We start from the raw sequence: 20,100 nt of genomic DNA on the forward strand, positions 1-20,100 counted from the left end.
GTCGGGGTGCGCTCGAAAAGCGGCAGATGGTGTCTGACCGGCCATTGCGTGATCGGTTCAAACCGATGAAAAACGAAAAGGGCCTGATATCAGGCCCTTTAAGCAGCACGTCTATAGCTTAGCGCTTGAGCTTGCGCTTGTTGCGGTACTGATCGATAACCACGGCGACGACGATGATCAGGCCCTTGATGATGTCCTGGACGTAGGCATCGACGCCGACGAAGGTAAAGCCGCTGGCCATGACACCGAGAATCAAGGCGCCGATGACCGTGCCGGTGATCCGCCCGACGCCCCCGGCCAGGCTCGTGCCGCCGATGACCGCAGCCGCAATGGCGTCCAGTTCGTAGGAAACGCCCATGCCGGCCTGCCCGGTGGCTGCCCGCGCCGACGCCACCACCCCGGCCAGCCCTGCCAGCAGACCGGCGATGCTGTAGACGATGATCAGGTGACGCTTGACGTTGATCCCCGAGGTACGCGCCGCCTGCATGTTGCCGCCGATGGCGTAGGTGTATTTGCCGTACTTCGTGTAACGCAGGGCGATGTGAAAAATCACCGCCACCACCAGAAAGATGATGACAGGCATGGCGCCCTGGCCGATCGCCGTGTAGGAATCATTCAGCATGCTCACCGGCTGACCACCGGTGTAGTAGCGGGCCAGGCCCCGCGCCGAGACCATCATCCCCAGTGTGGCAATGAATGGCGGGATGCCGGTGATGGCGATAATGCTGCCGTTGATCGCACCGGCGAGCAGCCCCACCCCGAGCCCCGCGATCACCGGCGCCCACACCGGCAGATCGGTCAGCGACGGAAACACCGCGCGGGTGTAGTCCGACGACTGCGCCAGGCTGGCGGCAATCATCGCCGACAGCGCCAGCACCGAGCCTGACGACAAGTCGATGCCGGTGGTGATGATGACTTGGGTCACGCCGATGGCCAGCAGGCCGATGATCGACACCTGCAGAATCATCAGCACCAGCCGCTGGGAGTTCATCAGAAAGCTCTGATCGCGGACGATCCAGCCGAACAGCTCGAAAATCAGGCCAATGCCGATCAGCACCAGGAAAATGCTCAGTTCGGTGGGCAGCCGGCGCTTGTGCTTGCGGGGCGCCAGCGCGGGTTTGTTTTCCAGTATCGCGTTCATCTTCATGTGTGCCTCTTGTTCTTTTTCGACCCGACTGGGTCCTGGCGCAGTGCTCGAATTGGAGCTTCAACAGCCCGAAATTCAGTGAACAGGGTTTCCGGACGCCAGGTGCATGACCCGCTCCTGAGTGGCCTCGGCGCGGTCGAGGGTGCCCATCATTTCGCCTTCGTGCATAACCATGACCCGGTCGCTCATGCCCAGCACTTCCGGCAGTTCGGAAGAAATCATGATCACCGCCATGCCTTCGCTGGCGAGCAGGGAAATCAGCCGGTAGATCTCCGCCTTGGCGCCGACGTCGATGCCACGGGTCGGCTCATCGAGAATCAGCACCCGCGGGTTGGTCATCAGCCAGCGCGCCAGCAACGCCTTCTGCTGATTGCCGCCGGACAGCGTATCGATGCAATGCTCCAGGGACGGCGTCTTCACCCGCAGTTTTTTGCACATGTCTTCGCACAGCACGCGCAGGGCTTTCTGATGGACAAAGCCGTTGCCCACGTAATGGGGCAGCACCGCCATTTCCATGTTTTCCAGCACCGACAGGCACGGAAACAAGCCGCTGAGCTTGCGGTCTTCGGTGAGCAGCGCAAAGCCTCTCTCGATGGCGAAGTGCGGGTCGCTGACGCGGATTGGCGTCCCGTCGAGGAGAATTTCCCCGCGCGTACTCGGGGTGATGCCGAAGAGCGTTTCGGCGACGTTGGTGCGCCCCGAGCCCATGAGGCCCGCGATGCCCAGCACTTCGCCAGCGTGGAGGTCGAACGATACGCCTTCGAACACGCCGTCGAGCGACAGGTCGCGAACCGACAGCAGCAACTTGCCCAAGGGCTGGTCGCGTTCGGGAAACAGTTGAGTCAGTTCACGGCCAACCATCATCGAAATCAGGCCGTCGCCGTTCATGCTGTCGGCTCGCTGCAGGCCGATATAGGCGCCGTCGCGGAACACCGCCACTTCGTCGGCGATGGCGAACACTTCGTTCATCTTGTGGGTGATATAGATGATGCCCTTACCCTGGGCGCGCAGGTCGGCAATGATCGAAAACAGGTGGGCCACCTCTGTCTCAGTGATAGCGGACGTCGGCTCGTCCATGATCAAGACGTCGGAGTCGTAGGAAACGGCCTTGGCGATCTCGACCATCTGCCGTTCGGCGATGCTCAGGTTGCCGACCATTTCTTCCGGATCGAGGTTGATGCGCAGGCGTTCGAGCAGTTCCGCCGTGCAGCGGTGCATCGCGCGGTGGTCGACCATGTGCAGGCCGTTGAGCTGCTCACGGCCGATCCAGATGTTCTCGGCGATGCTCATGTGCGGCATCAGGTTGAGTTCCTGATGGATCATCGCGATGCCCGATTGCAGCGCCGCCAGTGGCGACTGGAACACCACCGGTTTGCCGCGCAGGCGGATTTCGCCGGTGTCGGGCTGGTAGATGCCGGCGATGATCTTCATCAGCGTGGACTTGCCCGCGCCGTTCTCGCCCATCAGCGCCAGCACGCTGCCGGGCCGCACGCGCAGTTGCACGTTGTCCAGTGCCACGACCCCGGGGAAGCCCTTGCTGATGTTGGTGATTTCCAGCAGATAAGGGTGCTCGACGTCGTCCGCCGTCCCGGAACCGGGGGGTTGGTCGAAGCCGAAGACATTGCGGAAGCGGAAGCGAACATGGTCACAGGCTCCTCGAGTGACAGGGGCGGCAGCAGCACGGAGGGGGATGCTCTGCCGCGTGTCAGTCGTTGTGAGATGAGCGGTTATTTGAAGGTGTTGACGTTGTCCGGCGTGATCAGCTTGAAGGGAATCACGATGGCCTGTTCGGGCAGCGTTTCCTTCTTCGCCAGTTTCACGGCCGCATCAATCGCGCCCTCACCCTGTCCCTTGGCGTCCTGGAACACCGAGACCGAGAGGTCGCCTTTCTTGACCGCGCTCAGGCCGTCCGGCGTACCGTCGACACCGGCCACAAACACCTCACCTTTCTTGCCGGCCTGCTTCAGGGCCATGGCCGCACCGATGGCCATTTCGTCGTTGTTGGAGATGACCGCCTTGAAGTCGCGGCCCTGGGTCAGCCAGTCATTGGTGACGTCCATGCCTTTCTGCCGCTGCCAGGCGCCGGTCTGCTCCTGGGTCACCTTGATATTGGGGTAGTTTTTCAGGACTTCCTTGACCCCTGCGGTGCGGTCGCGTGTCGAATTGTTCGCCAGCTCACCGAGCAAGATGACGACATTGCCTTTGCCGTCCATTTTCTTGGCCAGATACTCCATCTGCATGCGACCGGCTTCTTTGTCGTCGGAGGTCACAGAGGCGACGCCTGCGGGCAGCTTCGGATCGTCCGGCCGGCGGTTGACGTAGACCAGCGGAATGCCGGCATCTGTGGCGGCCTTGGTGATTTTTACGGTGGCTTCGGTGTCGACGGGGTTGACGATCAGTGCGTCGACCTTCTTGCCAATCAGCTCTTGCACCTGATCGAGCTGTTTGTTCACGTCGTTGCGGCCATCGACGAACTGCAGATCGACGCCGCCCATGGCTTTGACTCTCTTGTCCATGTCCTCGCGCATGTAGGTCAGGTAGGTGTCATCGAACTGCGACATGGACACGCCGATCTTCAGGTCGGCGGCCAGGGCGGCGCCGCTGCTCAGCATCAGGGCCAGGGCGAGTGAGGTGAAACGCAGTGGGGTATTCATGAACGGTCTTTCTCCAGATTCTTGTTGTTGTAATGGCAGGGCTGACGACTGCTGGAGGTGCTGAGACTTAGCGCGGAGCGGTTGGCGCCGTGTCTGCAAGGTGCGCGACCGACCCGCCCGATGCCCCGCACACCACAACGCCGCGGCTTTGAACGTAGAGCACGCGGGCGATGGTTTCGAGGGCGGATTCGAGGGCGGATTCGAACGCGGGGGCAGCGTTGACCAGCGTGCGGGAAGCTGCGTGGGAAACAGCGCGGCGGAGGGCGGGAAGCGCGAGTAAGAAGGGACGGCAAGCCTTGGCGGCTGATCTGAAGATGTTCATCGGCGGTACCTGTCTGCGATTGGCTTTCTTGTTTTTGTGTCGCTCGTTCGGCCTGCTGCCGGAAGACCCGACCTCAGGCGCTGACGGCGAGAATCGGCAACCTGGAAAGGACTCTATTGGAAAATAATTTCTACTTCAACAGCTTTTAGAATTAATTTCTATTTTCGTTTTGATGCGCCACGTTCGGACTATTGGTGGGTGCAGCGCAGTGCGTCACAGGGCATCTGCGTGTGCTTTTCACAGCACCACCACCCTGCCCTCCATCGCGCTGATTCTCGCGGCATCCAGCACCCTGGCCGAGGCCACCGCATCGTTGGCATCCACAGGATTACGCCCCTGATTCATCACCGCGTCTTGCAACTGCCGGTAGAACTCGGTCCAGCAGCCACGCTCCGACGGGACCCGCTCGCGGTGCTCGCCCTGCTCGAACCAGCCCCAGCGTCGGTGTTCTTCCACGCCCCAGCGTTCGCCTTCGGATCGGGGAGACAACCCGGCCAGCGCAGCAGCTTCCTGGCCGTCAAGGCCCTCCACGGTATAGCAGCCCCGTGAACCATTGACCCGAAATCGCGGGCCCTGGGCGTTTTGCAGGCAGTTGCCCCAGAGGTGCGACACCACGCCATTGGCATGGGTCAGGGAAATAAAGAAGCCGTGATCGATCTTTTGCTCAGGCGTCGCAAACTCAAGCTCGGCATACACCCGCTTCACCGGCCCGAACAACAGCAGCGCCTGGTCCACCAGATGGCTGCCGAGATCGCGGAGAATGCCGCCGCCGCTTTCCTTGCCAACCGAGGTGGGCGAATAGCGTTCGACACGGGACTCGAAGCGGCTGATGTCGCCGAGAATGCCCTGGTCGATCAGCTTGCGCACGGTGAGGAAGTCGGAGTCCCAGCGACGATTCTGGTACACGCCCAACAGCACGCCTCGGCGTTCGGCGGCGTCCACCAGTTCCTGTGCCGCCTGGGCATCCGGCGCGAAGGGCTTGTCGCTGACCACGGGGACGCCGAGTTCAATGGCCTCGAGGATCAATGCACGCCGGGCGGCCAGCGGCGTCGAGATCACCACCGCATCGACACCGGCGGCGATCAGATCGGCCAGGCTGTCGAAGGACGGGACCTTGGGGTAGTCGTTGCGCAGGTCTTGGCGGCGTTCCGGCGAACGGGTGACCACGCCGGCAAAGGTCACGCCGGGCTGGCTGGCAATCAGCGGCGCGTGAAAGTAGCGCCCGCCTTTGCCGTAGCCGATGAGTCCGATTTTCATGGGTGGAATTCCTGTTCCTGCTGGAGCCTGTTCAATACTGACGGGCCTTGGCCAACGCCGTTTTTTGTCGCTCGTACGCTTCGGCGGTCGTGCCCGTGGTCGATACCTGCGCTACGCCCACGCGCCACCACGACAGGTAGCCGTGGATCATGGTTTTCGGCAGCACCTTGATGTCGATCAGGGTGGAAACCGTCTGCGTGCGGGCATCGGCCAGTGCCGCTTCCAGCTCCCGGGCGTTGCTGACTTTGTACGTCTTGCAGCCATAGGCCTCGGCACTCATGGCGAAATCCACCGGCACAAAATCGCCATCCAGCTGACCGGTCTCGGGATTGCGATACCTGAACTCGGTGCCGAAACTGCCCATGCCGTTGCCCATCTGCAAATTGTTGATGCAGCCGAAGGCCATATTGTCGAGCAGCACCACGTTGATCTTGCGCCGTTCCTGAATCGACGTGGCCAGCTCCGAGTGCAGCATCATGTAGGAACCGTCGCCGACCAGCGCGTACACCTCACGTTCCGGCGCCGCCATTTTCACGCCCAACGCGGCGTTGACCTCGTAGCCCATGCAGGAATAGCCGTACTCGACGTGATAACTGTCGACACTGGTGCTGCGCCAGGCCCGCTGCAAATCACCGGGCAGACTGCCGGCCGCCGCGACGATCACCGCGTCCGCTGGCAATTGCTGATTGAGCACACCCAGCACCCGGCTCTGGGTCAGGCACGAACCGGTCATCTCGATGAAGTCGCGTAGCACCTGCGGGTCAAGGTGGCCGCTGACTTCCGGCTCGAAATTCTCGGTCTGGTATTCCACGGCGTACAGCCGATCCACTTCCGCGTCCAGGGCGGCCCTCGCCTCTCGCGGCTGCTCGCCCCACTGCGCGCGATAGTCGCCCAACTGACTCGCCAACGACTGCAGCGCCAGGCGCGCATCGGCCAGCACCTGCACGCCATCGAGCTTCTGCACATCGAAGGCGCCGACGTTGAGGTTGAGAAACTGCACGCCAGGGTTCTGAAACAGGGATTTGGAGCCGGTGGTGAAGTCGCTGTAACGGGTGCCGACGCCAATGATCAGGTCTGCCTCTCGCGCCAGGGTATTCGCCGCCAGGCTGCCGGTCTCGCCGATACCGCCCATGTTCAGTGGATGGGCGGAGACGATGGCGCTCTTGCCCGCCTGGGTTTCGCTGAACGGAATGCCGAAGCGCTCGGCAAACGCCTGCAACTCGGCGGCCGCGCCGGAATAGCGCACGCCGCCACCGCAGATCAGCAGCGGTTTGCGTTTGCCCTTCAGCAGCGCAACGGCGTCATTTAGCATGGCTTCGGTGGGCGGACGGCGGTCGATGCGGTGCACGCGTTTTTGCAGGAAGGAATCCGGGTAGTCGTAGGCTTCGGCCTGCACGTCCTGGGGCAGCGCCAGGGTGACCGCGCCGGTTTCGGCAGGGTCGGTGAGCACGCGCATGGCGTTGAGGGCCGCGCTCATCAGTTGCTCAGGGCGATTGATGCGGTCCCAGTATTTGCTCACGGCCTTGAAGGCGTCGTTGGTGCTGATGCTGAGGTCGTGGAACTGCTCGATCTGTTGCAGCACCGGATCGGGCTGGCGACTGGCGTAGACATCGCCGGGCAGCAACAGCAGCGGAATGCGGTTGGCCGACGCGGTGGCCGCGGCGGTGATCATGTTGGCGGCGCCGGGGCCGACCGACGAGCTGCAGGCGTAGATCTTGCGCCGCAGGTGTTGCTTGGCAAAACCCATGGCGGCGTGGCACATGCCCTGTTCGTTGCGCCCTTGATGCACGATGAGGTCGCCGCTGTCTTGCTCCAGCGCTTGGCCCAGGCCAAGGACGTTGCCGTGACCAAAAATGGTGAACACCCCGGCGACGAACTTGCTCTGCACGCCGTCGACCTCGACGTACTGGTTATCGAGAAACTTCACCAGGGCCTGGGCCATGGTCAATCGAGTCGTGGTCATGCTTGCACCTTGTTGTTATTAGAGGTGATTGCTTCGTCTGCTTACCGCGATCCCCTGTAGGAGTGAGCTTGCTCGCGAAGACGGCATTCCAGCCGCTGAAGATTTAGCGAATGTCCGAGCCCCTTCGCGAGCAATCTCGCTCCCACATTGACCACCTACGACAGACGGCCAGCGCAAATTCCTTACTTCGCCGTCGGCATGCTGAATTCCGCACCCTTGGCGATGCTGTCCGGCCAGCGCTGCATGACGCTCTTGTAGCGGCTGTAAAAGCGCAGGCCTTCTTCGCCGTAGGCATGGTGATCGCCGAACAGTGAGCGCTTCCAGCCGCCAAACGAATGCCAGGCCATCGGCACCGGGATCGGCACGTTGATGCCCACCATGCCGACCTTGATGTTGCGCGCGAACGCCCGGGCGATGCCGCCGTCGCTGGTGAAGCACGACACGCCGTTGCCGAATTCGTGGGCGTTGATCAGCTCCACCGCCGAAGCGAAATCAGGCACGTGGACGATGCCCAGCACCGGCCCGAATATTTCTTCCTTATAAATAGTCATCTCCGGGGTCACGTCATCGAACAGCGTGGCGCCGACGAAGAAGCCCTGCTCCGCGCCCGGCACGGTGAAGTTGCGCCCGTCGACGATCAGCTTCGCGCCTTCCTGCACGCCCTGAGCGATGTAGCCCTCGACCTTGGCCTTGTGCACCGCCGTGACCAGCGGGCCCATGTCCGAATCGGCGTTCATGCCGTTGCCGACCTTGAGCGCATCAATGCGCGGCAGCAGTTTGTCGATGAGTTTGTGCCCCACGTCCCCCACCACCACGGCGATGGATATCGCCATGCAGCGCTCGCCCGCCGAACCGTAGGCTGCGCCGATCAATGCGTCGGCGGCCTGATCCAGATCGGCATCGGGCATGACGATCATGTGGTTTTTCGCACCGCCGAGGGCCTGCACCCGCTTGCCGTGAGCTGTGCCCTGTTGATGAATGTATTCGGCAATGGGCGTGGAGCCGACAAACGAAATGGCCTCGATGCCCTTGTGTTGCAACAGCGCGTCCACGGCCACCTTGTCGCCCTGCACCACGTTGAACACACCATCCGGCAGGCCCGCCTGTTTCAGCAATTGCGCCATCAGCAGGCTCGCCGACGGGTCACGCTCGGACGGTTTGAGGATGAAGCAGTTGCCGGTGACCAGCGCCATGGGGATCATCCACAGCGGCACCATCACCGGGAAGTTGAACGGCGTGACGCCGGCGCAAACACCCAGTGGCTGACGCAGGTTCCAGTTGTCGATGCCGCCACCGATGTTGTCGCTGTAGTCGCTTTTCAGCAGGCTCGGCGCGCCACAGGCGAACTCGACGATCTCGATGCCACGCACCACTTCGCCCTTGGCATCGGAAAACACCTTGCCGTGCTCGCGGCAGATGATGGCGGCCAGCTCGTCATGGTGCTGGTCGAGCAATTCCTTGAATTTGAACATGACCCGCGCACGCCGCAGGGACGACTGATCCGCCCACGCGGGAAACGCCGCCTGGGCCGCGGCGACGGCTTCATCAACGGTCTTCAGCTCCGCCAGCGCCACCCGCGCCTGCACGGCGCCAGTGGCCGGATTGAACACATCACTGAAACGCTCGGCGCTGTCGTGAATCTGGCCGTTGATGTAGTGGCCGATGATTGGGGCAGTGCTCATTGCGGGCTCCTTAAAATAAGCGGGAAATTACAAGTCGAGCAGCCAACTGTGTTGCGGATCGTTATGGAATTGCCAGGCGCGCTTCGGCCCGGCCATCACGTTCAAATAATAGGACTCGTAGCCGTACGGCACGCTGACCGGGTGATAGCCCTTGGGCACCGTGACCAGGTCATTGTTCTCCACGGCCATGGCCTGATCGATGCTGCGATCGTCGGTGTACACGCGCTGGAATACATAGCCCTGGGGCGGGTTGACCTGATGGTAATAGGTTTCTTCGAGAAAGCTCTGGTGGGGTAAATCATCTGTGTCGTGCTTGTGCGGCGGGTAGCTCGACGAGTGGCCCGAGGGCGTGCGCACCTCCACCACCAGCAGTGAATGCGCCGGTTCGGAATCGGGAAGGATGTCGCAGACGTAACGGGTGTTGGCGGCCCGGCCACGCACGCTGCGTTTCATCGTGTTGGGAGTGATGACGCGCGCCGGCAGGTCTTTGGACGCATCACCGGGCGCGGCGCACACGGCAATCTGCACCGCGCTCAGCGCCGTGACTTCGGCCTGACTGCCCGGCGGCAGATACACCGCAAAGGGCGATTTGTCCTCGAACACGGATTGCCGATCGCCGAGGTTTTCCCAGCTGAAACTGCCCTGCCCCGGCGCCTCGCCGCTGACGCTGATGCGGCCGCTGAGCAGCACTAGGCAGATTTCCTTGTCGCCCGTACTCACCGGCAGCCGTTCGCCGACGCTCAATCGGTGGGCGGAGAACCCGACGTACGTCAGCACGCCGTCGGCCAGCGCTACCACGTCGCGCCCTTCCGGCTTGCTCTTGACCAAAAGATTCATGTTCACAGGCTCCTCTGTTCAAGGGGATGTTGAAGTGCGTTCTGTTGGTCAGCCACGCTGTTCACCTGCGCGGCGGCCAGCAGCGTGCGCAGGGTTTCGCAGCCCTTCTTCGCGTAGGCATAACTCGGCGCGACGGCCGGGTCCTGTTCCGCCTCGACCACCAGCCAGCCCTGGTAACCGGCCTGCATCAACACGTCCAGCAGCGCGGCGAAGTCGATGTCGCCATCGCCGGGCACGGTGAAGGTGCCGTTGACGATGCAGTCCGGAAAGCTCCACAAGTTGTTGCGCGCCAACTGCACCACCGGCTTGCGCACGTCCTTGAAATGCACATGGCAGACGCGCTCAATGTGTTTGCTCAGCACTTGAAGCGGCTCGCCGCCCCCATGTAGCAGTGACCGGAATCGAACAGCAGGCCGACTTCATCGCCAGTCAGCGCCATCAGCGTGTCGATGTCCTGCGGCGATTCCACGTACGCCCCCATGTGGTGGTGATAGGCCAGACGCACGCCCTGAGACAAGGTAAATCGGGCCAGTTCGGTAAGTTTGTCGGCGTAGGCCTGCCAGGCGCTGGCGGTTTGGAAGCGCGGCCGCTCGACCAGCCGGATACGCTGGCCCTGAATGGAATCGGCCACTTCGCCATAGACCAGCACCGAGGCTCCGTTGTGTTTAAGCAGTTCGACGTGACTGGCGATGGCGTCGACTTCCTCGGCCGCCGAACGGCTGGCCAGTCGACCGGAATACCAGCCTGACACCAGCGCCAGGTCATACGGGCGCAACACATCGGCCACGCCTTGAGCGGTCTTCGGGAATTTGCCGTTGAGCTCGAAGCCCTCGTAGCCAATCTCCTTGCCCTCACTGAGCGCAGTGCTCAGAGGCGTTTCGCCGCCGAGGGCCGGCAGGTCATCGTTGCTCCAGGAAATCGGGTTGATGCCAATTCGGATTGCAGAAGCGGGCATGGCTGCACCTTTATTGTTGTTATCACGTTCAACTGAACGCACAGTCCTCAGGTTCTGACTTCAAGCCCGGGCGTCGCGCCAGGACTCGATCAGGAACACGAAATTGCTCTGCACCCGCGTGATCAGGTCCGCGTCATCGATTTCGCCCTCCAGCCAGGCTCGGCTCGGTTCGTGAAAAATCGTCCGGCCTACGGCAAACCCACGGCAGGTGGTGCTTTTCGCCGCCTGACGAAAACCGGCCGCGAGGGTTTCGGCAGGCGCGTTCAGCCCCAGTAACACCACGCCCCGGCAGTACGGATCGCGCTCGTGAATCAGCGCGTCGAGCTGTTCCCAGACTTCGGCGGGCTGCGACTCGATTTTCCACCATGCCGGGTAAATGCCGAGGTTGTAGAGGCGCTTGAGAGAACGAAGGATGACGTCCGGATGAGTCGAAGGATGATCCTTGGGCGGGATAACCTCCAGCAGCAGTTCGTGACCGCTGGCCAGCGCCGCCTGATACAGCCCCAACAACTGCGCTTCCTGCTCCAGCCGCAGCATCGGCTCGTCGTCCGGGTGATATTGCACCAGGCACTTGATGATCTGTTCCTGAGGCCAGGCCAGTAACGTGCTGCCCACCGAACGCCCATGCTCGAATGCCAGCGGCCGCGAGCCTTGCACTTCCACCGGCCGGGCCACCCACCAGCCGCGGCCGCTGGCGGCATTCAGCGAATCCTGACCAAAGCGCTGATCCGCCAGCACCCCAACATCAGCGGCAATGCCGCGCTTGTGCAAATCGGCCTCGACCCGGGCGACCGCCTGAACGAACAACTGCTTGAGCTGGCCGATGCAGGCCGGATCGCGCCCGGCCTTTTGCGCCAGTTCTACCAATTGCCCCCGGTGATCGAAGGCGAAGATAAACAGCGGCTGCCATTCCCGACGGGGCACGCTGACGCGGTGCAGTCGCTGCAGCACCGCGTCCTGATCGGGTCGGGTAATCGGCACCGGGCTGTTGAACAGGTATTCCAGCTCGACCAGCGTGGGCATGGCCGGCGCGCAGGCATGGCGCGATACCACCAGACCACCGCAGGCATTCGCCAACTGGCAGCAGCGCTCGTCGCTCTCGTCGTTAAGCCAGCCCTTGAGGAAGCCGGACATGAACGCGTCGCCCGCGCCCAGCACATTGAGGACTTCCACGCGCACGCCGGGGTAAATTGCGCCGTCTTCCAGCTTCTCCGGTATCGCCCCGTGAATCACCGTGCAGCCTTGGGGCCCGAGCTTCACCACCAGGGTCGCGGCACTGAGCTCGCGGACCCGGCGCAAGGCACTGAGCAAATCGGTCGAGCCGCCGGCGATGAGGAATTCTTCTTCGGTGCCGACGATCAGGTCGAAGCGCGGCAGGATGCGCTGCACGTGCTGGCTAACGGTGTCGTTGGCGACGAAGCGCGTCTCGCCGTCAGCTTTGCCGGCCAGCCCCCAGAGCACCGGGCGGTAATCGATATCGAGGACACGTTTGACGTTGTGTTTTTCGGCGTAGTCCAGCGCCTGACTGCTGGCGCGGAACACCTGATCGGTGGAGAAATGCGTGCCGGTGATCAGCAGCGCCTTGCTGGAGGCGATCTGCGCTTCGTGGATGTCTTCGGGTTGCAGCGCCATGTCGGCGCAGTTCTCGCGGTAGAACACCAGCGGAAAGGTTTCGCGGTCCTTGATGCCGAGCAGGACCATGGCGGTCAGGCGTTCACTGTCGACTTTGATACCGCTGACGTCGCAGCCCTCCCGCGCCAGGGATTCCACCAGGAACCGGCCCATGTGATCGTCGCCGACGCGGGTCAGCATGGCCGACTTCACGCCCAGCCGTGCGGTGCCGAACGCGATGTTGGCGGAGGAGCCGCCGAGGTATTTGGCGAAACTGCTCACGTCCTCCAGGCGCGCGCCGATCTGCTGCGCGTAGAGATCGACGCCAAGGCGCCCGAGACAAATCACGTCCAGCTGACGCCCAGTGGCAAAACGAGTCTGGCCCATGCCGGCCCCTCTTCTTTTATTGTTATTGATTTGATTGCTCATGGACCCGCTTGAAAGCGAGGTGCCTGCAAGCGAGTTCGTGGGTGCAGACTAGAACGCCGCCGAGGCTTGATCAATGAATTTTTCTAAATTATTTTCATGTGGAATATTTATTCCACTTTGCAATGCGGGTCGCAGCCTGCAAAACTGCCTGCCTGTCGTCCCGAACACTCCACAACGCAACACCCCGCCAAAGGATTCGCATTTATGTCCAGCCTTGATCAGCCAGGCTCGCCCGATACCGGAGCCGACGGTGCAACGGCCGTTACCGCCGCGCCGGAGACCGCCGATGCACTGCTCAAGTTGATCACGGCCGAATACGAAAGCCTGCCGCGCCAGCTCAAGCGCATTGCCAGCTACATGAGTCAGCAGAGCGACCGGATCATGGTCGACCGCATCAGCGACATCGCCCGGGAATGCGAAGTGCATCCTTCCGCCATCGTGAGGTTTTCCCAGCGCTTCGGCTTCAGCGGCTTCAGCGAAATGCAGGCGCTGTTCCGCGAGGCCTACACCCACAAAGCCACGCCGGTGCAGAACTACCAGCAACGCATTCGCAGCATGATCGCCAACAAATCCCAGAAGGCCAGCGCAGGCGACCTGGCCCGCGAATGCGTGAACGCCACCCTGTCGGGGCTGGAGCGGCTGGCGCTGGAACTGGACGACGAGGCCTTCGAGAACGCCGTGGACCTGGTGGTCAACGCCGACAATATCTACGTGGTCGGGGTGCGACGTTCGTTCGCCGTCGCCGACTATCTGGTCTACAACCTGCAACACACCAACAAGCGCATCCATCTGATTTCCGGGCTCGGCGGCAGTTATCGGGAACAGATGCGCAGCGTACGCGCCAACGATCTGGTGATCGCCATCAGCTTCACGCCCTACGGCAAGGAAACCCAGCACTGTCTGCGCATCGCCCAGCATCATCAGGCCAAGACGTTGATCATTACTGACAGCAATCTGTCGCCCCTGGCCAAGCGCGCCAATGCGGTGCTGCTGGTCAACGAAGGCAGTTCATTTGCGTTTCGCTCCCTCAGCGCCACGCTGTGTTTGTGTCAGGCACTGTTCATTGCCGTGGCTTATCGCCTAGAGCTGAAAGTGGACGAGATCTCCGAGCAGGCGGGGTTCGAGGACTGACATCAGACAACCTTATACAAAACCGACGAGCTGTATAACTTCGGTATAGCTTTTTAACATCACGTGCGTGATGATCCGCTGCACTGCACACGGAATACGCATCTGAGCTGCCTCGCGCTCGCCAGGTCATGGATAGGACCGCTCCTCATCCATTTGCCTGAGCCGCCATTATGTTTTTCGACTCGTCCAAGAACAAAATCATCCAGGACCTGCAACTGACCGTCGCCCATCAGGCCAGTCTGCTGGAGGCGATCAATCGCTCAATGGCCAGCATCGAATTCGATCTGAACGGTGTGGTGCTCAAGGCAAACGACAACTTCTTCAAAACCATGCGCTACCGGCCCGAGCAGGTCATCGGCAAGGAACACCGCATGTTCTGCACGCCCGAGCACGCGCGCAGCCCCGAGTACGCGCAATTGTGGTCGCGCCTGCGCAATGGCGAATTCGTCTCGTCGAGGTTCCAGCGCATGGCGGGCGATGGCAGCACCGTATGGCTGGAGGCCAATTACAACCCGGTCAGGGACTCGGACGGCAAGGTCACCCGGGTGGTCAAATACGCGATGGACGTCACCACCAAGCTTCAGGGCGAGAGTGAAACCCACAATAAGCTGCAGGCCATCGACCGCGCCATGGCAGTCATCGAGTTCGACCTGGACGGCACGATCATCGCTGCCAACGACAACCTGTTGCGCTTGCTGGGCTACAGCCGGCAAGAGCTGCTGGGTAAAAGCCACAAGTTACTCTGCCCCCTGAGTTCACCAAAAGCACCGAGTATCAGGACTTTTGGCGTCGGTTGAACAAGGGTGAGTTTTTCAGCGATCAGTTCAAGCGCGTCGGCAAGCACGGCCAGACGCTCTGGCTGGAAGCGTCCTATAACCCGGTGTACGACGCCGCCGGCAAGCTGTGGAAGGTGGTCAAGTTTGCGTCGGACGTGACCGCGCGCATCGAAAAGCACGAGCAGGATTCCCACAGCGCTGCGCAGGCTTATCACATTTCGGTGCAGACGCAGAAGTTTGCCGAGCAGGGCACGCTGGTGATTCAGCAGGCGGCCAGTGAGATGCGTCAGATCTCGCAGAATATCGATGATTCGTCGCGGATCATTGGTCAGTTGGGTGAGCGGTCGGAGCAGATCACGGCGATCGTGAATACGATTCGCAGTATTGCGGATCAGACGAATTTGCTGGCGTTGAATGCGGCGATCGAGGCGGCCCGGGCCGGTGATCAGGGCCGTGGCTTTGCGGTGGTGGCGGATGAGGTTCGGCAGTTGGCGGGACGCACGAGCCGTTCGACGCAGGAGATTTCGGAGATGATTCAGGTGATTCAGACCGAGACGCGGCAGGCGATTGTGAGTATGGACAATACGCGGAGTACGGCGGTGAAGGGTGTGGGTCTGGCGGATCAGGCGGGGGATGCGATTGTGCAGATCAGTTCGGGGACGAATGATGCGGTGGATGCCGTGAGGATGTTCGCTGGGCGGGATTGATCTTCAAGCTCAAGATCAAGGGCGTCTGCCTGGGGGCAGACTGTTTCGCCTTCGGCGACTTACTTTTGAAAAGCACCAAAAGTAAGCAAAAGTGCCTGCTCTGGGGTTGGCCCTTCCTTCGTCAGGGTTCCTTCACTCCGGTCTCGCTCCGTGGGCCCGCTGCCATCCGCCATCCATGGCGGGGGCAGCTCTCGCGGCATCCATGCCGCTCGGCCCACTCCGCGAGACCTGCGTTCAGCCTGCACTCAAGTCGCGATTGGCGGTGACTGGACCATCAGTGTATGAAGATCAAAAGCAGATCAAAGGCTTCCCGGCTGAAGCCGGTCTCACTGAGCGCAGGGGATGCTTTTAGTGGGACCGGCTTTAGCCGGGAAGGGGCCAGTTCAGGCGCTGGCGATTTCAGGATCTTCGCTGATCGTGCCCACGCTCCGCGTGGGCATGCATACCGTGACGCTCCGCGTCACCCGAAACCGGTTCCACTGAGTGAACGCGGTGTTTTTGTAGGACTGGCTTTAGCCGGGAAGGGGCCAGTCCGGGCACCACTTTTTTGACTGAGTTGAGCGACTGATTTATTTACGACGCCTCACTGCAAATTCATCAGCCCCCGACCTCCCGCGTCACCCTTCCCACTCACAACTGCCCTTCATTCCTGAGCCGCATGGCCTTCGCGCGCTTTTCCAATACCACGTAAACCACCAGCGCAATCATCAGCGGGATGAGGAAGTAGATCACCCGATAGCCGATCAGCGCAGCGAGCAGTTGGCCTTTGCTGAATTGGTGTTGCATCAATGTGATGAAGACCGTCTCAAGCACACCGAGCCCGGCGGGGATGTGGGCGATGACGCCGGCGATGCTGCTGATGAGCAGGATCCCGAGCACCGCCGGGTAGAAGGCTTTTTCCGGCAGCAGGACGTAGATGAGCAGCGCCATCAGTCCCCAGTTCAGCGCGCCCAGCAAGGCTTGGCGCAGTGCCTGGTTGAGTGAGGGCAGGACGAGTTGTTGCTTGCGAAGGGTCCAGGTGCGTTTTTTAGAGAAACGGCAGGCCAGGAAGTACGCCAGGCAGACCGCCAGCAGGACGAAGCCGATAAGTTGCAGCGTGGTGTCGCCGATCTTCCAGCCTTCCGGGAGGTCGACGAAATCACCCGCGAAGACAAACCCCGCCAGCAGCATGTAGCCCAGCCAGTTGGTGATCAGGCTCAGGCTGAGGATCCGGGTGATGGTCGGCACGTCCAGGCCCAGCCGCGAATACAGCCGATAGCGAAGCGCGATGCCGCCGACCCATGAACTCAGGTTCAGGTTGAAGGCGTAGCACACGAAGGTCAGGGGGATGATCTGTTTCACCGCCAATTTGTGTTCGGTGTAGCGCCGGGCCAGGACGTCGAAGCAGCAATACGTCAGATAACTGCCCGCAGCGATGACGAAGCCCAGCGCCAGGGTGCTGAGCTTGTAGGACTCCAGCGCGTGCATCACCTCGTTCCAGTCGAGGTTCTTCATCAGCGTGAACAGCAGGACCGGCACGGCGATGAAGAAGAACAGCGTAAACGCACGTTTGGCCCACTTCAGCCACGGACGATTCTTGCTGGCCTCGGTCGGTTTCTGCTCGTGGGTGGAAGCTTGGGAGACGCCTGTCATAAGGATTTCTCCTGATCGGTCGGCAGGTCGTTTTTAAGGGCGGCGGCTTCCGGCAGTGTTTCCGGTGCGCGCAGGGGTTTAAGCCGAGGGCCGTGTACCGGGAACAGGCCGGCAATGGCCGGAAAGTGCCGCAGGAAGTGGAAGCTGAGGAAAATCATCGGCGCACGCCACCATTGCCCTTTTGCCAGGCCCTTGAGGTTGACCTGTTTGCTGTGGGCCACCGCGAGGTCGCGCAAGTGTTCGTGCAAGCGCTGGTTCAAGGCGTGGTCGCGGATGAACAAATTGGCTTCCAGGTTCAGCGCGAGGCTCAGCGGATCGAGGTTGCTGGAACCCACGGTGGACCACTCGTGGTCGATCAATGCGACCTTGCCGTGCAGCGCCCGTTGTTTGTATTCATGGATCACCACGCCTTCACGCAGCAGCCAGGTGTAGGTCAGGCGTGAGCACACGCGCACAAACGGCATGTCTGGCTTGCCTTGAAGGATCAGCGTGACCTTCACCCCGCGACGGGCTGCGTTGCGCAGTTCACGCAAGAACCGGTAGCTGGGGAAGAAGTACGCGTTGGCAATGGTGATGCGCTGAGTCGCATTACGCATCGCCAGCAGGTATTGCTCTTCGATATCGGTGGTGTGATGACGATTGTCGCGTTCGGCGAGAAGCATCCGCGCGCTGCCGGCCTGACGGGTCACCGGCTTGAGCGGCGTGAAGGTTTTGCGCACGGCCGGGCCTAGCATGGCCAGGGTCGAGCGATAAATGTCGGCGACAATCGGCCCGCGCACCAGCACGGCGTAGTCCTGCTTGGCGGTGATGCCGGTGTCGGCCATGTGGTCGACGCTGTAGTTGATGCCGCCCATGAACGACGTCTCGCCGTCGATGACCACCACCTTGCGGTGCAGGCGCCGGAACAGGTTAGTGCGCATGCCCATCAGTTTAGGGCGCGGGTCGAACAGCTGAATCTGCACGCCGGCTTCGATCATCTTGCTGACGAACGCGGTGCTCAGGTCGCTGGTGCCGTAGTCGTCCACCGTAATAATCACTCGCACGCCACGGCTGGCCGCTTCGATCACGGCCTGCTGCAAACCCTCGCCGACGCGGTCTTCGAAGATGATGAAGGTCTCGATCAGCACCTCTTCGCGCGCCCCGCGAATGGCGTCGAACACCCGAGCGAAGAAGTCTTCGCCATTGATCAGCAACTCCACCGAGTTGCCGTCCCGCCAAAGGCCACACATGGCGCCCATCGCTCTCATACCCCTCAAAGCGTTACCTCCACCGCCAACGGCGCATGATCGGAAAGGTGCGACCAGGGACGATTCGACATCACCCTGGGCGACCGGATGTGCGCGTTGCGCACGTAAATACGGTCCAGGCGCAACAACGGAAAGCGCGCCGGGAAGCTTTTCGCCGGCGCGCCAAATGATTCAACAAAAACCTCGCGCAGCCCGGCAGGATTCAACACGTCATCGGCCTTCTGCCGCCAATCGTTAAAATCCCCCGCCACAATCACCGGCGCATCGGCCGGTAGACGCCCCACCAAGTCGGCGAGCAATTTCAGCTGCTGCTGGCGATGAACCTCTTTCAGGCCCAGGTGCACGCACACTGCGTGCAGCTCGCCGAAATGCGGCACGTCCAGCACGCAATGCAGCAGACCGCGTTCCTCAGTGCCGTGGATCGAGATGTCGAGGTTGTCATGACGGAGGATCGGGTACTTGGACAGCAGCGCATTACCGTGGTGGCCATGGGGATACACGGCATTGCGGCCGTAGGCGAAATCCTTCCACATGCTGTCGGCGAGGAATTCGTACTGCGAGGTGGTCGGCCAGTTCTTCACGTTCTGCGCATGGTCCTGATGCTCGCCATGGACTTCCTGCAGGAAGACGATATCGGCGGACACCGAGCGTACTGCGTCGCGCAGCTCCGGGAGGATGAAGCGTTTGTTGAGGAAACCGAAGCCCATGTGCATGTTCATCGTCAGCACGTTAAGGGTGACCGAGGCCGACGCGCTTTGTCGTCGGCCGTTGAGGTCTTCGGGGATCAGGGCACTGGTCACAACGTGGCTCCATGCAAATCGCCTGGCGCAACTTCCAGGTTTTCAGTGAGATTGAAACGTTCAAGCAACCGGCGCGCGTCGTAAGGGGCGCGGACCTTGATGTCGTTGTCGAAATAGCAATAAACGTCGCGGGACTTCCGCGCGCGCGGGGCTTTGTCCACGATCAGTTGAGCATCCTTGGGCTGCGCGCCCCGTTGCCAGGCATCGATGCGGTCGCCCCAGTGCTTGATCGCTTCGTCGGAATAGCCGCTGGCATAGAGTTCCTTGTCACCGTGCAGGCGCACGTAGACGAAATCCGTGGCAAGGTCTTCAACGTGGGGCCACTTGCCGGCGGTGTCCGCGACCACCAGCGCCACCTTGTATTGGCGCAGCAGCGCGACAAACTCAGGCACCAGAAAGCTTTCATGGCGGATTTCAACGGCGTGACGCAGCTTCAGGCGCGCCGGAATGTCCAGATAACCCGGCTGCTGCAGCCGTTCTGCGCATTTGCTGGCGCAGGCCTTGGCGGCTTTACCGTCGTGGGGCAGCAGTTTGAGAAAGTGCTCAAAGCGCTCGGCGTCGAACTTGAAGTTGGGCGCGAACTGCCAGAGGATTGGCCCCAGTTTTTCCTTGAGCTGAAAAACACCGGAGGCAAAGAAGTTGGCGACAGGCTCGTCGATTTCCTTGAGACGGCGGACATGGGTGATGTAGCGCGGGCCCTTGACGCTGAAAACAAATCCCTTTGGCGTGTCGTCGTACCAGCGCGCGTACAGCTCAGGCGATTGCAGCGAATAGAACGAGCCATTGATTTCGATGCTGTTCACGGCTCTGGAGGCGAATTTCAACTCGTTTTTCTGCGTCAGGCCGTCGGGATAGAAATCCCCGCGCCATGGCGTGTAACGCCAGCCTGAAATGCCGATACGAATGTCGCCCATGCCTGTGCTCTCTCGTGTCCTGCCACGGCACCTGCC

The 20,100-nt window shown here is 61.5% G+C and carries 12 protein-coding genes and 3 pseudogenes; 2 read left to right on the forward strand and 13 right to left on the reverse strand.

Features of this window, described 5'->3' with window-relative positions:
• Nucleotides 1-118 precede the first annotated feature (118 nt).
• The 9 genes and pseudogenes from JN403_RS22120 to iolC form a co-directional block, all read right to left on the reverse strand.
• Entirely contained in the window at nt 119-1,141 is a 1,023-nt protein-coding gene (locus JN403_RS22120) for an ABC transporter permease (RefSeq protein WP_122537858.1), read from the reverse strand.
• A gap of 81 nt (nt 1,142-1,222) precedes the next feature.
• Nucleotides 1,223-2,790: pseudogene (locus JN403_RS22125) on the reverse strand (sugar ABC transporter ATP-binding protein).
• 84 nt (nt 2,791-2,874) lie between these two features.
• Complete coding sequence (locus JN403_RS22130) at nt 2,875-3,801, reverse strand: sugar ABC transporter substrate-binding protein (protein WP_205484282.1); 927 nt, start codon at nt 3,799-3,801, stop codon at nt 2,875-2,877.
• A 559-nt stretch (nt 3,802-4,360) separates the two neighbouring features.
• Nucleotides 4,361-5,380: a Gfo/Idh/MocA family oxidoreductase gene (locus JN403_RS22135; RefSeq protein ID WP_205484284.1), complete on the reverse strand. Its 1,020-nt coding sequence runs from the start codon at nt 5,378-5,380 to the stop codon at nt 4,361-4,363.
• A gap of 31 nt (nt 5,381-5,411) precedes the next feature.
• Nucleotides 5,412-7,343, reverse strand: a complete 1,932-nt coding sequence (gene iolD / locus JN403_RS22140) for a 3D-(3,5/4)-trihydroxycyclohexane-1,2-dione acylhydrolase (decyclizing) (RefSeq protein ID WP_205484286.1) — start codon at nt 7,341-7,343, stop codon at nt 5,412-5,414.
• 182 nt (nt 7,344-7,525) lie between these two features.
• Entirely contained in the window at nt 7,526-9,025 is a 1,500-nt protein-coding gene (locus JN403_RS22145; protein ID WP_205484288.1) for a CoA-acylating methylmalonate-semialdehyde dehydrogenase, read from the reverse strand.
• A 27-nt stretch (nt 9,026-9,052) separates the two neighbouring features.
• Nucleotides 9,053-9,862 carry a 5-deoxy-glucuronate isomerase gene (iolB, locus tag JN403_RS22150; protein WP_205484290.1) on the reverse strand — a complete coding sequence of 270 codons (810 nt, stop codon included), beginning with the start codon at nt 9,860-9,862 and terminating at the stop codon, nt 9,053-9,055.
• 2 nt (nt 9,863-9,864) lie between these two features.
• Nucleotides 9,865-10,817 (reverse strand): annotated as a pseudogene (gene iolE / locus JN403_RS22155) (myo-inosose-2 dehydratase).
• A gap of 60 nt (nt 10,818-10,877) precedes the next feature.
• Nucleotides 10,878-12,815, reverse strand: coding sequence for a 5-dehydro-2-deoxygluconokinase (gene iolC / locus JN403_RS22160; protein ID WP_205484292.1), 1,938 nt, complete (start codon nt 12,813-12,815; stop codon nt 10,878-10,880).
• Between the two features lie 246 nt (nt 12,816-13,061).
• On the opposite strand from iolC, the gene JN403_RS22165 reads away from it, so the two are divergent.
• Together JN403_RS22165 and JN403_RS25830 are read left to right on the forward strand one after the other, a co-directional pair.
• Nucleotides 13,062-13,988 carry a MurR/RpiR family transcriptional regulator gene (locus tag JN403_RS22165; RefSeq protein ID WP_205484294.1) on the forward strand — a complete coding sequence of 309 codons (927 nt, stop codon included), beginning with the start codon at nt 13,062-13,064 and terminating at the stop codon, nt 13,986-13,988.
• 170 nt (nt 13,989-14,158) lie between these two features.
• Nucleotides 14,159-15,471 (forward strand): annotated as a pseudogene (locus tag JN403_RS25830) (PAS domain-containing methyl-accepting chemotaxis protein).
• A gap of 630 nt (nt 15,472-16,101) precedes the next feature.
• Here JN403_RS25830 and JN403_RS22180 read toward each other — a convergent pair.
• From JN403_RS22180 to JN403_RS22195, 4 genes are all read right to left on the reverse strand, one after another.
• Nucleotides 16,102-17,103 (reverse strand): lysylphosphatidylglycerol synthase domain-containing protein, encoded by a 1,002-nt coding sequence (locus JN403_RS22180; RefSeq protein ID WP_205484298.1) that lies wholly within the window; start codon nt 17,101-17,103, stop codon nt 16,102-16,104.
• The gene (gene clsB, locus JN403_RS22185; protein WP_240356739.1) at nt 17,100-18,332 is read right to left on the reverse strand and encodes a cardiolipin synthase ClsB; all 1,233 of its coding nucleotides are present in this window, start codon (nt 18,330-18,332) and stop codon (nt 17,100-17,102) included. The genes JN403_RS22180 and clsB overlap by 4 nt, the downstream gene beginning before the upstream one ends.
• A gap of 23 nt (nt 18,333-18,355) precedes the next feature.
• Nucleotides 18,356-19,069 carry an endonuclease/exonuclease/phosphatase family protein gene (locus tag JN403_RS22190; protein ID WP_122537857.1) on the reverse strand — a complete coding sequence of 238 codons (714 nt, stop codon included), beginning with the start codon at nt 19,067-19,069 and terminating at the stop codon, nt 18,356-18,358.
• Between the two features lie 77 nt (nt 19,070-19,146).
• On the reverse strand, nt 19,147-20,064 hold the full coding sequence (locus JN403_RS22195) for a DUF72 domain-containing protein (RefSeq protein ID WP_205484302.1): 918 nt from the start codon (nt 20,062-20,064) through the stop codon (nt 19,147-19,149).
• Nucleotides 20,065-20,100 lie beyond the last annotated feature (36 nt).

It is taken from the genome of Pseudomonas sp. 15A4 (genome assembly GCF_016925575.1).
GTDB lineage: Bacteria > Pseudomonadota > Gammaproteobacteria > Pseudomonadales > Pseudomonadaceae > Aquipseudomonas.